Annotated in this window: 14 protein-coding genes; 6 read left to right on the top strand and 8 right to left on the bottom strand. The window is 71.9% G+C overall.

Annotated features, from left to right (window positions below):
* Position 1: 1 nt before the first annotated feature.
* The 5 genes from J8N05_RS40780 to J8N05_RS40800 form a co-directional block, all read right to left on the bottom strand.
* Positions 2–970, bottom strand: a complete 969-nt coding sequence (locus tag J8N05_RS40780; protein ID WP_210892182.1) for a DUF4255 domain-containing protein — start codon at positions 968–970, stop codon at positions 2–4.
* 58 nt (positions 971–1,028) lie between these two features.
* The gene (locus tag J8N05_RS40785; RefSeq protein WP_247706887.1) at positions 1,029–1,796 is read right to left on the bottom strand and encodes a hypothetical protein; all 768 of its coding nucleotides are present in this window, start codon (positions 1,794–1,796) and stop codon (positions 1,029–1,031) included.
* On the bottom strand, positions 1,789–2,517 hold the full coding sequence (locus J8N05_RS40790) for a T4 family baseplate hub assembly chaperone (RefSeq protein WP_210892184.1): 729 nt from the start codon (positions 2,515–2,517) through the stop codon (positions 1,789–1,791). Before J8N05_RS40790 ends, J8N05_RS40785 begins: the two co-directional genes overlap by 8 nt.
* Before the next feature lie 115 nt (positions 2,518–2,632).
* Positions 2,633–3,157, bottom strand: a complete 525-nt coding sequence (locus J8N05_RS40795) for a phage tail protein (RefSeq protein ID WP_055614510.1) — start codon at positions 3,155–3,157, stop codon at positions 2,633–2,635.
* Between the two features lie 39 nt (positions 3,158–3,196).
* Positions 3,197–5,062 (bottom strand): phage tail sheath family protein, encoded by a 1,866-nt coding sequence (locus J8N05_RS40800; protein ID WP_210892185.1) that lies wholly within the window; start codon positions 5,060–5,062, stop codon positions 3,197–3,199.
* Between the two features lie 374 nt (positions 5,063–5,436).
* On the opposite strand from J8N05_RS40800, the gene J8N05_RS40805 reads away from it, so the two are divergent.
* A complete protein-coding gene (locus J8N05_RS40805; RefSeq protein WP_210892187.1) occupies positions 5,437–5,856 on the top strand; it encodes a YchJ family protein in 420 nt (139 codons plus the stop codon).
* A gap of 96 nt (positions 5,857–5,952) precedes the next feature.
* Here the strand turns inward: J8N05_RS40805 and J8N05_RS40810 are convergent, their stop codons facing one another.
* The gene (locus J8N05_RS40810; protein ID WP_210892189.1) at positions 5,953–6,660 is read right to left on the bottom strand and encodes a FadR/GntR family transcriptional regulator; all 708 of its coding nucleotides are present in this window, start codon (positions 6,658–6,660) and stop codon (positions 5,953–5,955) included.
* Positions 6,661–6,815: 155 nt separating this feature from the next.
* Here J8N05_RS40810 and J8N05_RS40815 point away from each other — a divergent pair, with 155 nt between their 5' ends.
* From J8N05_RS40815 to bla, 5 genes are all read left to right on the top strand, one after another.
* On the top strand, positions 6,816–7,325 hold the full coding sequence (locus J8N05_RS40815) for a gluconokinase (protein ID WP_210892191.1): 510 nt from the start codon (positions 6,816–6,818) through the stop codon (positions 7,323–7,325).
* Between the two features lie 67 nt (positions 7,326–7,392).
* Positions 7,393–8,790, top strand: coding sequence for a GntT/GntP/DsdX family permease (locus J8N05_RS40820; RefSeq protein WP_210892193.1), 1,398 nt, complete (start codon positions 7,393–7,395; stop codon positions 8,788–8,790).
* 52 nt (positions 8,791–8,842) lie between these two features.
* Positions 8,843–9,604 (top strand): SDR family oxidoreductase, encoded by a 762-nt coding sequence (locus J8N05_RS40825; RefSeq protein WP_210892196.1) that lies wholly within the window; start codon positions 8,843–8,845, stop codon positions 9,602–9,604.
* A gap of 34 nt (positions 9,605–9,638) precedes the next feature.
* Complete coding sequence (locus tag J8N05_RS40830) at positions 9,639–10,676, top strand: L-idonate 5-dehydrogenase (protein ID WP_210892197.1); 1,038 nt, start codon at positions 9,639–9,641, stop codon at positions 10,674–10,676.
* A 190-nt stretch (positions 10,677–10,866) separates the two neighbouring features.
* Entirely contained in the window at positions 10,867–11,799 is a 933-nt protein-coding gene (gene bla, locus J8N05_RS40835) for a class A beta-lactamase (RefSeq protein ID WP_247706888.1), read from the top strand.
* Between the two features lie 28 nt (positions 11,800–11,827).
* Here bla and J8N05_RS40840 read toward each other — a convergent pair whose 3' ends face one another.
* Positions 11,828–12,556: a cytochrome b/b6 domain-containing protein gene (locus tag J8N05_RS40840; protein ID WP_210892198.1), complete on the bottom strand. Its 729-nt coding sequence runs from the start codon at positions 12,554–12,556 to the stop codon at positions 11,828–11,830.
* Positions 12,543–13,331: a molybdopterin-dependent oxidoreductase gene (locus J8N05_RS40845; protein WP_383950813.1), complete on the bottom strand. Its 789-nt coding sequence runs from the start codon at positions 13,329–13,331 to the stop codon at positions 12,543–12,545. The genes J8N05_RS40840 and J8N05_RS40845 overlap by 14 nt, the downstream gene beginning before the upstream one ends.
* Positions 13,332–13,438: the final 107 nt, after the last annotated feature.

Below are 13,438 nucleotides of genomic sequence, written 5' to 3' on the forward strand. Positions count from 1 at the left end.
CTCACCGCTCCTTACGGTCGGGACCGCCGCCGTCGGTCGCGGAGTCCGTCGGGGTCACCGGCTTCGGGGTCGCGGGCGTCGTGCCCTTGGCCGCGCCGCGCGGGGCCTTGCCCGCCTGGGCCGCCTTGCCGGGCTGCGCCCCCTTGCGGGTACGGGCCGGCGCCTTGGCCGCGGCCTTCACTGGTGCCTTCGCCGGTGCCTTCGTCGGTGCCTTCGTCGGTGCCTTCACGGTCCTCGCGGCGGTGGCTTCGACGGACGCGCCACCGTTCGGCGCCCCGGACCCGTCACCCGCCCCCACCGGAACCGGCGTCCCGGGCACCCCGGACGCCCCGGGGACACCCGGCGCACCCGGCGCACCCGGCACCCCGAACGGCAGCACCCGTACCGTCGACCGCTCCACCGGCCTGCCCGCCACCGGTGTCTCGCGGCCCTCGATCAGGACGAGCGCCGCCTGGTAGACCACCGACAGGGTGTACGGGGTCTGGTGGAGCATGCCCCAGAGCTTCGAGGTCTCGTCGATGTCCATCACCGTGGGCGAGAACCGCACCCGCTGCGCCGCTTCGGCGAGGTCGCTGTCCGCCAAGTACGGCTTCTCCCCCGCGAGTTCGATGATGTCGAGCGGCAGGACGGGGATCTCGTGCAGCGTGCGCACGACGGAGCCGATCAGCCGCTGCCCGACCAGTTCCGTCTCGTCGCCGTACGCGCTGATGAGGAAGTGCAGGTCCAGCGCCGTCGCGGCCCGCTTCAGCAGCGTGCCGTCGGCGGCGCGCGTCGGCAGGTCGGTGGCGCGCTGCGAGGTGTTGGGGGTGACCTGGTAGAGGAAGACCGTGATCGTGGGCTCGGCGGGCGGGTCGGCCGACGGCTTGCGCGGCTCGACCTTGACGGCCATGTCGATCTCGGGCTGCAGGTTGGCCTCGATCAGCAGGGCGAGGGCCTGGGTGACGTGGGCGATGGCGAGTGCGTTGCTCATGACGTCGGTTCCTCGGTCGGTCGTGCGCTGATCGGTCGGCAGCCGGCTCCCGTGTGCCTCACTCGCGCCCCCTCGCCAGGTAGTCCGCCAGACTCACGGTCGCCGCCGGTCGGCCGGGGGCGGTGGGCCGACGGCCGCCGCCGGCCGGGGCGGCCCCCGCCGCCGTCACTTCGAGGCGTCCGATCTGCACCTGGACCACCTGTTCGCCGCCGCGTCCGGACCGTCGGCCCGTGGCCTGCCGGACGGCGTCGCGGGCCGCCGCCGTGTCCGCGGCGGCGGGTCGCGGCGCGGCGGACACGGCGGCAGGGGAAGCGACACCCGCGCCCGAGGGGAGGGGCACGGACACCGCGTTCGGGGAGGAGGCCCGCTCCGGCTCGCCCCGTCCGGCGGAACGCCGCACGGAGTCGGGAACGGGCCGCACCGCCGGTACGACCTCTGCGGCGGGCCGCAGCAACGGCGCCTCGGGCAGGTCCCGCGGCACGGGCCGGGGCGCCGGCGCCTCGGACACCGGCCGCCCGGCCCGTACGACGGTCCGCTCGCGCTCTGTACGGAGCTGGACCTCGCGCACGGTCGGGCCCGCCAAGTCCGTTCCTGACAGCTCCTGTTGGGGCGCGGTCGGCCACAGTGGGCCCGCCGCGTCCGGCTCGGGCGCGGCGGCCCGTACCGCCTCGGCCCGTTCGAAGGGGCCGGCCAGTCGCGGTCGCAGCCGCACCACGTCCGCGGGCGGCACGGCGGCCGGGGTGTGCCGGGCGAGCAGCCGGTCGAAGAAGTCGGGCGCCCGTGACGCCCGCTCCTGCTCGGGGCGTCCGCCCATGGGGTCAGACATCGGCACACAGCTCCAGGTAGTAGCGGCGCCGCAGCGGGCTCAGCGCCAGGATCTCCGGCTCGCTCCAGCCGTAGGCGGTGGCGAGCAGATGGACGTCGAGGAGCAGGTCGCGCGCCCAGGCGTCCAGTTCGGTCCACAGATAGGAGGCGATGTCGAGTTCGGCGCGGGTGGCCGCTCCGCACTCGGGGCAGTTGACGTTGAGCGTGAGGTCGGCGCCCGGGTCGGCCTCCTGGGCCGCCTCGGCGAGCCGGCGCCGCACCGTCTCGGGCAGCGCGTCGGCGGGGACGTCGGCGCCATGGCGTACGGCCGAGACGACGCACCGTTCCAGCAGGGCCAGGCGGGGTTCCGGGTGCCGGGCCGCCGCCGTCAGGTCGGCGGCACTCGGCACCCGGAGTTCTATCTCCCAGCCGTCCTCGGCGACCCGCACCGAGGACGGGGCGGGACTGCCGGCCGACCGGGCCAACTCCCCTGCGTCGAGGTCGAATTCCATGTCCTCGCCGCAGGCGGAACAGCCGAGACGGACCTGCATGCGTTCGCCGAACAGGGCCCGGCGCAGCGTGAAGAGGTCAGCCTCCCGCTCGCCCACCGGCAGCGCGGACAGGGTCTCGGCCCCGGTGTCCGGGCGGGCCGCCAGGTGGAGCAGCAGGGCGCGGCCGGACGGGGCCCGGACAAGCCCGGTCTCCCAGGTGCTGAGCAGTTCCGCCGCCCGAGTGATCGTCATCCCCCGCCCCCCGTTCCGTACCGGCCGTACCTGACGTACCGGCCGTACCTGCCCCCGCTGCCCCCGCAGCCCTTGCCGTTCCGGCTGTCCCAGCCGTGGTGCGATCCCGCGCCGGTCAGGCGGGGTTCAGGAACGAGGGCTCCTCCGGCTCGGGCACCTCGTAGTCCCGCTCCCAGCCCTCGCATTCGAGCTTCAGCGACTGGATGGCCACCGCGTTGGCGTTGGCGTCCAGCTCGCCGAGGACCTGGTACTCGCTGGGCCAGGTCCGGTAGAGCTTGTGCGAGACGGCCACCTGACCGGCCTCGTTGAGGACCTGGATCACGATGTCCTTGCGGAAGTCCGCGAGGGACACCTCGGAGCCGAGGCCCGCGCCGACCTGCCAGACCTTGTTGGCCCAGCGGTCGAACTCGGGATCGTGGGTGACCCCGCGCTCCAGCGTGATGCCCTCGAACTCGGAGCGCCCGGGCGACTTGCGCGGGGAGCTGGGGTCGCCGCCGTGCCGATGCTTGACGACCTCGGTGGTCCGCTTCAGTGGACTGATCTTGCTGATGCCCGCGACCGTACGACCGTCCCACAGCACGAGGAACTTGAAGTTCTTGTAGGGGTCGAAACGCTGGGCGTTGACAGTGAACTCAGCCATCGGTTTCCTTCACGTTCTCCCTCATGGGGCTCATGGGGCCTAGAGCTCGAACTGCCCGGACGTCTGCTGGATCCTGACGACGACGAACTCGGCCGGCCTGACCGGCGCGATGCCGACCAGGACGTTGACGACGCCGTTCGCGATGTCCTCGTCGGTCGTGGTGTCGCGGTCGCACTTGACGAAGTACGCCTCCCGCGGAGTGCCGCCCTTGAAGGCGCCCTGGCGGAACAGCGTGTGCAGGTACGAGGAGGCGCCGAGGCGGATCTGCTGCCACAGGTTCTCGTCGTTGGGCTCGAACACGACCCACTGCAGGCCGCGTTGCAGGCTCTCCTCGACATGCAGGGCGAGCCGTCGCACGGGGACGTACTTCCACTCGCTGTCGAGCGCGTCGGAGCCCTCCAGGGTGCGCGCGCCCCAGACGAGCGGCCCCACCAGCGGCAGGGTGCGCAGGCAGTTGACGCCGAGCGGGTTGAGCAGTCCGCTCTCCCGGTCGGTGAGGTCGACGGTCAGCGAGTGGACTCCCGCGAGCCGTGCCTCGGTGCCGGCCGGCGCCTTCCACACCCCGCGCTCGGAGTCCGTGCGCGCGTAGACCCCGGCGACCGCGCCCGACGGCGGGAAGGAACGCAGCCGTCCGGTGAGCGGGTCGGTGAGCTGCAGATGCGGGAAGTACAGGCCCGCGTGGTTGCCGCGGACGGCGTCGAACGCGGCGAGTCCGGCGCGGGCGGTGTCCACGCTCACCCAGGTGCCGGGCGAATCGACGAGCAGGAAGATCCGCCGCTCCTCGCAGAGCCGCTGGGCCGCGGAGACGACCGTGATCGCGTCGTCGGTCGACTCGTACGCCGCGAGTTCCGGCAGGACGAGCAGGTTGACGTCCGCGACGCCGCGCAGCGCCTGGAGGCCGGTCTTGTCCGCCTCGCTGCCGATGAGGTCGCGCGGGCCGGGGGCCTCGCCGTCCTCGCCGCCCTCCAGCGGGAAGACGGGCGGGTTGACGGAGGCCTCAAGGCCCAGGTCGTTGGCGCACTCGCCGACGAACCGGACGACGTCCTCGGGGTCGGTGGAGCCCGCGACGACCTGGAGGCGCCTGCCGAACGCGGTGACCTCGGCGCCCGCGAAGGCGTGCCGCCCCGGCGCGTCGGGCAGCGCCCGCAGCTTGCGTTCGAGCAGCAGGGCCAACTCGGCCACACCGGACGGGGATTCGCCGTCGCAGTCGGGGTCGTACAGCGTGAACTCGCGCTCGACGTCACCGATCTTGACGGTCAGGTCGACGGCGAGGTCGGGCAGGTCGTGCCCGAACGGCTTGGAGACGGTGCCGGACGGGTCGGGCCGGCCCTCGCCCACGGCCTCGACGCGGACGAGCCGCGACCCGGCGTTGATCACGGTCGGCGCGTACCGGCCGTGCGAGGTGTCCATGGACAGCCCGGTGAAGCTCTCGCGGGCCCGGCCCCTGGCGTCGTACACGCGCAGGTTGAACGTCTCGTCCGGGCGGGGCGTGTCGTGGTCGACGGCGACGCGCAATCCGTTGCCCCATACGCCGAATTCCCTGGCGTGCACGTCGAGGACCGCGCTCCCGCTGTGGCCCTCGGTGGACTCCAGGGTGACCCGGGCGGCCTTCCCGCTGTTCGCTTTGGCGACGCGGACGATCACGGCGACGGTGCCGCCGTTGCCGAAGAACTGGTGCACCGCGTAGCCGACGGCGCTGCGCGAGCTCAGGCCTCCGAAGCGGCGCTCGAACTCGGTGAAGCTCGTGACGCGCACCGGCTCGTTCAGCGGGCCGCGCCGGGTGTGCCCCACGAAGGCGGTCACCGAGGTGGTGACGGTCGAGACGGTCCGTGCGCTGCTGGGAAGTTCTTCGACGTAGACGCCGGGATACGTCGGCCTGGCAGTGTTCACCGCGTTCATCGGCATTCCCCCTCCTAGTCCGATCTCGGGCACCGGATGTCATGCACCAAGAGGCGGCAGAGGGGGATGGTTCGCGTCCGGCGCACGCAGAGGTCTCCGGACGTGCGGAAGGCACGCCGGTCCACGACACCGCATCAGCTTCCCCCGTCAGTGCCCCGGCCGGACGGCCGTCCGGGGTCAAGCAGCTCGCTTGTGACTCCTGATGCTCAAGTGCTCAATCCACCCTGTTGGCTGGAGAGTTGCGTATGCAAGGCGTCTTCACGCCACCCCGCAAGGAGATTCGATGGAGGGCACCGCGCACAGCTCGCACACGATGTACTCGTGTCGCGGCGCCTGATTCACGCATTGGCCACAGGCCGTGGTGCAGCAGAATGGGCCGCATGTCCCGACGCACCCCGCAGTCCCGCAACCAGCGCCGTTCCGCTCCGGCGCACAACCCCTCGTGCCCTTGCGGTCTTGCGAAGACGTACGAGCAGTGCTGTGGCCGGTTTCACCGGGGTGAGGGCGCGGCGCCGACCGCCGAGGCACTGATGCGCTCGCGCTACTGCGCGTTCGTCAGGCGCGACGAGGCGTACCTGCTGCGCACCTGGCATCCGCGCACCAGGCCGGCCCACCTGGACCTGGACCAGGCGACACGCTGGACGGGCCTGGAGATCCTCGCCACAACGGACGGCACGCCCTTCCACACGACGGGCACGGTGACGTTCCGCGCGTCCTACGCAGGCGGCTCCCTCCACGAGAGAAGCCGCTTCGAACGGGCGGACGGGGCATGGGTGTACGTGGACGGAGAGGTGTCCTAGGGGCGCAGCCCTTGAGGGGCGCGGGGAACTGCGCGACCAGCCACGACGCACCCGCACCCGAAAGCAGACCGGGACAGGTCACCCCTCAGGGACAGATCACCCCTCAGGACTGAGGATGTCCAATTCCTGAAGCGCCCCCACCACGACCTCCCGGGTCAGAGCCTCCGCCCGCACCGCGTCACCCGCCCGCACCGCCTCGGCGACCTGCACATGCAGCGTCACCGCCGCGGGATCGGGGTCCTCGAACATCACCTGATGGTGCGTACGTCCGGCCAGCACCTCGGCCACCACGTCCCCGAGCCGCGCGAACATCTCGTTGCCGGAGGCGTTCAGCACGATCCGGTGGAAGGCGATGTCGTGGACGAGGTACCCCTCCAGCTTGTGGCCGCGTGAGTGCGCCACCATGCCGAGCGCGCACTCGGTCAGCTCGGCGCACTGCTCGGCCGTGGCGTGCTTCGCGGCAAGACCCGCCGCGACGGGCTCCACGGCGCAGCGCAGCACGGTCAGCGAGCGCAGCTGGCGCGGTCGGTCGGCGCCCGCCAGCCGCCACCGGATGACCTGCGGGTCGTAGACGTTCCACTCGTTCGCGGGACGGACGGTCACGCCGACCCGGCGGCGGGACTCCACGAGGTGCATCGACTCCAGTACGCGGACCGCCTCGCGCATCACCGAGCGTGACACCTCGAAACGCTGCGCCAGCTCGTCGGTGCGCAGAACGCTGCCCGGGGGGTACTCGCCCGCGGTGATCGAAGGACCGAGGCTTTCCAGTACATGGCCGTGCAGCCCCCGGCCCGGTGTGCTCATGGGTTCAGGGTACGAGGAACAGCGCGTGAACAAAAAGTCAGACTTATACGTCACAGACTCTTGAATTCATCTGACCTATGGGTTTCAGTGTCGTGACGGATGCGGCACCTGACATTCATCCGCGATCCGATGTCGAAGAAGACAGCGAGGCAGCTATGAGTACCCCCCACGTCGTCGTGGTGATGGGCGTGGCAGGCACGGGCAAGACCACCATCGGGCCCCTGCTTGCGGACCGGCTCGGCGTTCCCTACGCCGAGGGCGACGATTTCCACCCCGAGGCGAACATCGCCAAGATGTCGGCCGGTACGCCGCTCACCGACGAGGACCGCTGGCCCTGGCTGGACGCCATCGGCGCCTGGGCGCACGGGCGGGCCGGACTCGGCGGCGTGGTCAGCAGCTCCGCGCTGAAGCGCGGCTACCGGGACCGGCTCAGGGCGGCCGCCCCCGGCGTCGTCTTCGTCCATCTCACCGGTGACCGCAAGCTCATCGAGGACCGGATGGCACACCGTCAGGGCCACTTCATGCCCACGGCGCTCCTCGACTCCCAGTTCGCCACCCTCCAGCCGCTCCAGGCGGACGAGACGGGTGTCGCGGTGGACGTCGCCGGCAGCCCCGACGAGATCACCGACCGAGCCGTGACGGCGCTGGACGGCCTCGCCCGCTAGCTCCCCGCCTCCCCTGCCCTCCCCGCAGGGGCCCTCCCCTCTCCCCTCCCATGCAAGGAACTGCACCGTGACCAGACTCAGCGTCGAGATGCTGGCAGCGGATCCCGTCGAGCCGATCACCTCGGCGGGCCATGCTCAGCTGGGCATCGCCGTACTGGCGGGCATCGCCGTCATCGTCCTGCTCATCACCAAGTTCAAGCTCCACGCCTTTCTCGCGCTGACCATCGGGTCGCTGGCGCTCGGCGCCTTCGCCGGAGCACCGCTCGACAAGGCGATCACCAGCTTCTCGGCCGGTCTCGGTTCGACCGTCGCCGGCGTGGGTGTGCTGATCGCGCTCGGCGCGATCCTCGGCAAGCTGCTCGCGGACTCGGGCGGCGCCGACCAGATCGTCGACACGATCCTCGCCAAGGCGGGCGGCCGTTCGATGCCCTGGGCGATGGTGCTGATCGCCTCGGTGATCGGGCTGCCGCTCTTCTTCGAGGTCGGCATCGTGCTGCTGATCCCGGTCGTCCTGATGGTGGCCAAGCGCGGCAACTACTCGCTGATGCGCATCGGCATCCCGGCGCTCGCGGGTCTGTCCGTGATGCACGGGCTGATCCCGCCGCACCCCGGCCCGCTGGTCGCGATCGACGCGGTCAAGGCGAACCTCGGTGTCACCCTCGCCCTCGGCATCCTCGTCGCCATCCCGACCGTGATCATCGCGGGACCGCTCTTCTCGAAGTACGCGGCCCGCTGGGTGGACGTCCCGGCGCCGGAGAAGATGATCCCCCAGCGCGCCTCCGAGGACCTGGAGAAGCGCCCCGGTTTCGGCGCCACCATCGCCACCGTCATGCTGCCGGTCGTGCTGATGCTGGCCAAGGCGCTGGTGGACATCGTCGTCGACGACCCGACGCACATGGTGCAGCGCGTCTTCGACGTGATCGGCTCCCCGCTGATCGCGCTGCTGGCGGCCGTGCTCGTCGCCATGTTCACGCTCGGCCGGGCGGCCGGGTTCACCAAGGGCCGGATGTCCTCGACCGTCGAGAAGTCGCTCGCCCCCATCGCGGGCATCCTGCTGATCGTCGGCGCGGGCGGCGGCTTCAAGCAGACGCTGATCGACTGCGGGGTGGGCCAGATGATCCTGGACATCTCCAAGGACTGGTCGATCCCCGCGCTCCTGCTGGCCTGGCTGATCGCGGTGGCGATCCGGCTCGCGACCGGTTCGGCGACCGTCGCCACCATCTCGGCGGCCGGTCTGGTGGCCCCGCTGGCGGCCGACATGTCGACCACGCACACCGCGCTGCTCGTCCTGGCGATCGGCGCCGGTTCGCTGTTCTTCAGCCATGTGAACGACGCCGGGTTCTGGCTGGTCAAGGAGTACTTCGGCTTGAGCGTCGGCCAAACGATCAAGACCTGGTCGGTCATGGAGACCATCATCTCGGTGGTCGCCGGAGGCCTGGTGCTGCTGCTGTCGCTGGTGATCTAGCGCACCGGCGGCTCTCAGGCACCTCTCGGGTACTCCTCAGGAAGGTACGGCGATGACCCACCCCCTCTTCGACATCGGCGGCCGTACGGCGCTGGTCACCGGGTCCAGCCGGGGCATCGGCCTCGCGCTGGCCCGGGGCCTCGCGGAGGCCGGCTGCACGGTCGTGCTGAACGGCCGCGATCCGGACCGGCTCGCGGAGGCCGCGGCGCGGCTGCCCGGCGAGGCGGTCCACACGGTGGCCTTCGACGTGACCGACGGTCCGTCGGTGGCCGCCGGGATCGCGGACGTCGAGGAGCGGGTGGGCCCGCTGGACATCCTCGTCAACAACGCCGGGATGCAACTGCGGTCCCCGCTCCTGGAGTTCACCGACTCCGACTGGCACCGCATCCTGGACACCAATCTGACCAGCGCGTTCCTGGTGGGCCGCGAGGCCGCCCGGGGCATGACCGCGCGCGGCCACGGCAAGATCGTCAACATCTGTTCCCTGCAGAGCGAGGTGGCGCGGCCCGGCATCGCGCCGTACGCCGCCACCAAGGGCGCGCTCAAGATGCTCACCAAGGGCATGTGCGCCGACTGGGGCCCGCACGGCGTGCAGGTGAACGGGCTCGGCCCCGGCTACATCGAGACCGAACTCACCCGACCCCTCGTCGACGACCCGGAGTTCAGCGCCTGGGTCCGCCGCCGCACCCCGGCAGGACGCTGGGGCCGTACGGAGGACCTGGTCGGCGGTGTGCTGTTCCTCGCCTCCCCGGCGGCGGACTTCGTCAGCGGCCAGGTGCTGTACGTCGACGGCGGCATGACCAGCGTCCTCTGAGAAAGCTGATCCGAAGAGACCGGAAGGGGCTCCCGTGCTCGGTTGCGTGATCCACGGCCAGGGGGACCTGCGCGTGGACGAACTCCCCACTCCCTCCCCCGGCCCCGGCGAGGCGCTCGTCGCCGTGCGCTACGGCGGGGTGTGCGGGTCCGATCTCCACTACTGGCGGCACGGCGGGGTGGGCGACTTCCGGCTCCGCGAGCCGATGGTCCTCGGCCACGAGATCGTGGGCACGGTCCTCGCGTACGGAGCCGGGGCCGACGCGGCTCCCGCCCCGGGTACGGCGGTCGCGGTGCACCCCGCCACCCCGTGCGGGGTGTGCCCGGAGTGCGCGGCCGGCCGCCGGAACGTATGCCGTGACACCCGCTACCTAGGCAGCGCGGCCCGCACCCCGCATGTACAGGGCGGGTTCGCGGCACAAGTCGTCGTACCCGTCGACCAGTTGAGGCCGCTGCCCGCGGGTCTCCCGCTGCGGCGGGCCGCCCTGGCCGAGCCGCTGTCGGTCGCCCTGCACGCGGTGCGCCGGGCCGGCGACGTGCGCGGCAAGCGCGTCCTGGTGACGGGTGCCGGTCCTATCGGCTGTCTGGTCGTCGCGGCGGCGAAGGCGGCGGGGGCCGCGCACGTGACGGCGACCGACCTGCTGCCCCGGGCACTGGAGTACGCGGTGGCCGCGGGCGCCGACTCCACCGTACGCGCGGACGAACCGGCCTCCCCCGATCGGCCGTCGGAGGTGGACGCGGCGGTCGAGGCCTCCGGGGTAGCGGCCGGCCTGGACACCTGCCTGCGCCTGGTGCGACGCGGCGGGACCGTGGTCCAGCTCGGCATGCTCCCGCCCGGCCGGAGCGACTTCCCCGGCAATCTCCTGGTCAGCCGGGAGATCGACCTCCGGGGAGCGTTCCGCTTCGACGAGGAGTTCGACGACGCGCTCGCGCTCCTGTCGAAGGAGCCACGCCTCGACGACTTGATCAGCGCGGTCATCCCCCTCCCCCAAGCGACATCGGCCTTCACCCTGGCGGCAGACAGAGCAAAGTCCTGCAAGGTCCTGCTGGACTTCAGCTCCCAAGCCCCTTAGGGGCGCGGGGGAACAGCGCAGCTTCTGGGGGCGCGGGGAACGGCGCAGTCTTTCGTCTTTAAGGGGCGCGGGGAACTGCGCGGCCAGCCCCCACAACCGGCCACTTCCCCACACACCAGGAACCACACGAGCCCCACAGAAGTCTCCCTTCACGCAAGTGATCACGCTCGCAGCGGAAGAGAGAGCCACCTTGAAAAGCTCAATCCCCCACCCCACCCGCCGAACCGCGCTGGCCCTGAGCGCCGGCGCCGCACTGGTCACCGGCGCGGCCCCGTCGGCCCACGCGGCAGCGAAGCCGAAGCCGAAGGCGAACACGGCGGACCACGACATCGGCAGAGCGCTCGCAGAGCTGGAGCACACCCACAACGCCCGCCTCGGCGTCTACGCCCACAACACCGTCACGGGCAGGACCGTGCGGTACCGCGCGGACGAGACCTTCCCGATGTGTTCGGTCTTCAAGACCCTCGCCGCCGCGGCCGTCCTGCGGGACCTCGACCGCCGCGGCGAGTTCCTGGGCCTGGTGATCAGGTACACCGAGCAGGACCTCACGGACGCCGGAGGCTCCCCCGTGACGGGCCGCCCGGAGAACCTCGCGGGCGGCATGACCGTCGCCGCGCTGTGCCACGCGGCCATGGCGCACAGCGACAACGCCGCGGCGAACCTGCTGCTGCGCGAACTGGGCGGCCCGACCGCGATCACCCGCTTCTGCCGCTCGATCGGGGACCCCGTGACCCGCCTCGACCGCTGGGAGCCCGCGCTGAACTCGGCCGAGCCGTGGCGTACGACGGACATCACCAGCCCCGCCGCCGCCGGGCGGACGTACGCGAGGCTCGCCCTCGGTGACGCGCTCGTGCCCCGGGACAGGCGGCAGCTGACCGAGTGGCTGCTGGCCAACACCACCAGCACGAATCGTTTCCGCAAGGGCCTGCCCGCGGACTGGGCGCTCGGCGACAAGACGGGCACGGGCAAGTACGGCACGACCAACGACGTGGGCATCGCCTGGACCCCGGACGGTGCACCGGTCGTGCTGTCGGTCCTGTCCACCACGTCCGACCCGGACGCCCCGATGGACGAACCGCTCGTCGCCGGGGCGGCCGAACTCCTGGCGACGGCGCTGGGCTAGGAACTGTCCGACCAGCCCCGTCCGCCGGTCACGGCCGCCAGAGCGGATGCTCCCGCTCGGCCCACTCCCGGCTGACCGAGCCCGTCCGCAGTCCCCGCCGGGACTCCGGGCGGGCGAGGGCCATCCCGATGTGCCCCGCGAGGACGAGCCCGATGGTCAGCGCGAGCCAGTCGTGGACGAAGGTCGCGCTCGTGCGCCAGACCAGCGGCGCGAGGTGGGTGAACCACATCAGCAGCCCCGTGCCGACCATGACGAGCACGGCCCCGGCGATCCAGGCGGCGTACGTCTTCTGCCCGGCGTTGAACTTCCCGGCCGGCCGGGACTCCGGCCGGGCGTCGCGGCGCAGGGCGGAGCGCAGCCAGACCTTGTCGTGCGGCCCGAAGCGGTTGAGCAGCCGCAGGTCCGCCCGGAAGGCGCGCGAGGCGAGTCCGGCGAGGACGGGCACGGGGAGCAGCAGCCCGGACCACTCGTGCACGCGCACGACCAGCGCGCGGCGGCCGACGAGTTCGGCGAGCTGGGGCAGGTAGAGGCAGCCCGCGGTCAGCACGCACAGCCCCATCAGGAGGGCCGTGGTCCGGTGGACCCAGCGTTCGGCGGGCGTGAAGCGGCGCACCCGCAGCGCACCCGCGAGCCGCTCCCCGGCTTCCGAGGCGGCCTCCGGCGCGGCTGCCTCCGGCGCGGCTCCCGACGCGGCCTCCGATGCGACGTCCGACGCGGCTTCCGGTGTCTTCGAGGCGTCGGTCTCAGGTGGTCTCATCGTCACGTCCGTTCGACCGGCCGACCCACGCGTCCACGTCGTAGCCCCGCTCTTCCCAGTAGCCGGGGCGGACGTCCGAGGTGACGGTGATGCCGGAGAGCCACTTCGCCGACTTGTAGAAGTACATGGGGGCGACGTAGAGGCGGACGGGTCCGCCGTGGGCGTGGTTGATGTCCTTGTCCTGCATGCGCAGGGCGACCATGACGTCGGCGCGGCGGGCCTGGTCCAGCGTCAGGCTCTCCGAGTACGCCCCGTCGAAGCAGGTGAAGCGCACTGCCCCGGCCGAAGGGCGCACCCCCGCGGCGTCCAGCAGCCGGGACAGGCGTACCCCTTCGAAGGGGGTGTCGGGTACCCGCCAGCCGGTGACGCACTGGACGTCACGGACCATCCGCGTCTGCGGCAGGGCGCGCAGGTCGGACAGGGTGTACGTGCCGGGGTGGTCGACCAGGCCGTCGATCTTCAGGCGGTAGGAGTCCTCGTCCTTGTGCGGGACGGAGGAGGTGACGGAGTAGTAGCGGAAGCCGCCGCCGTTGGGGAGCAGGCCGGTCAGACCGGTGGGGTCCTTGTCGGCGGCGCCGCCGAGGAAGGATTCCAGACCGCGCTGGAGGGTGGGCGCGGTGACCACACCGAGGGCGCCGAGTCCGAGCATCCCGAGCATGAGCCGTCGCCCCACCGGGGCGCCGCCCTCCTCGGGACCGCCCGATACGGGACCGCCGAATACGGGCTCTCCCGATCCGGGGTCTCCCGCGGCCGTTGACGAAGGTTCCGGTTTCACACACTGATTCGAGCACCCTCGGCCGCCAGAAGCCAGCGGCCGAGGGTGCCCGTCAGAGTTCCGTAAGGACTTCTTACGGGTTTCTCAGGAACTGCGGCCGCCCTCGT

The organism is Streptomyces liliiviolaceus (genome assembly GCF_018070025.1).
Lineage (GTDB): Bacteria > Actinomycetota > Actinomycetes > Streptomycetales > Streptomycetaceae > Streptomyces > Streptomyces liliiviolaceus.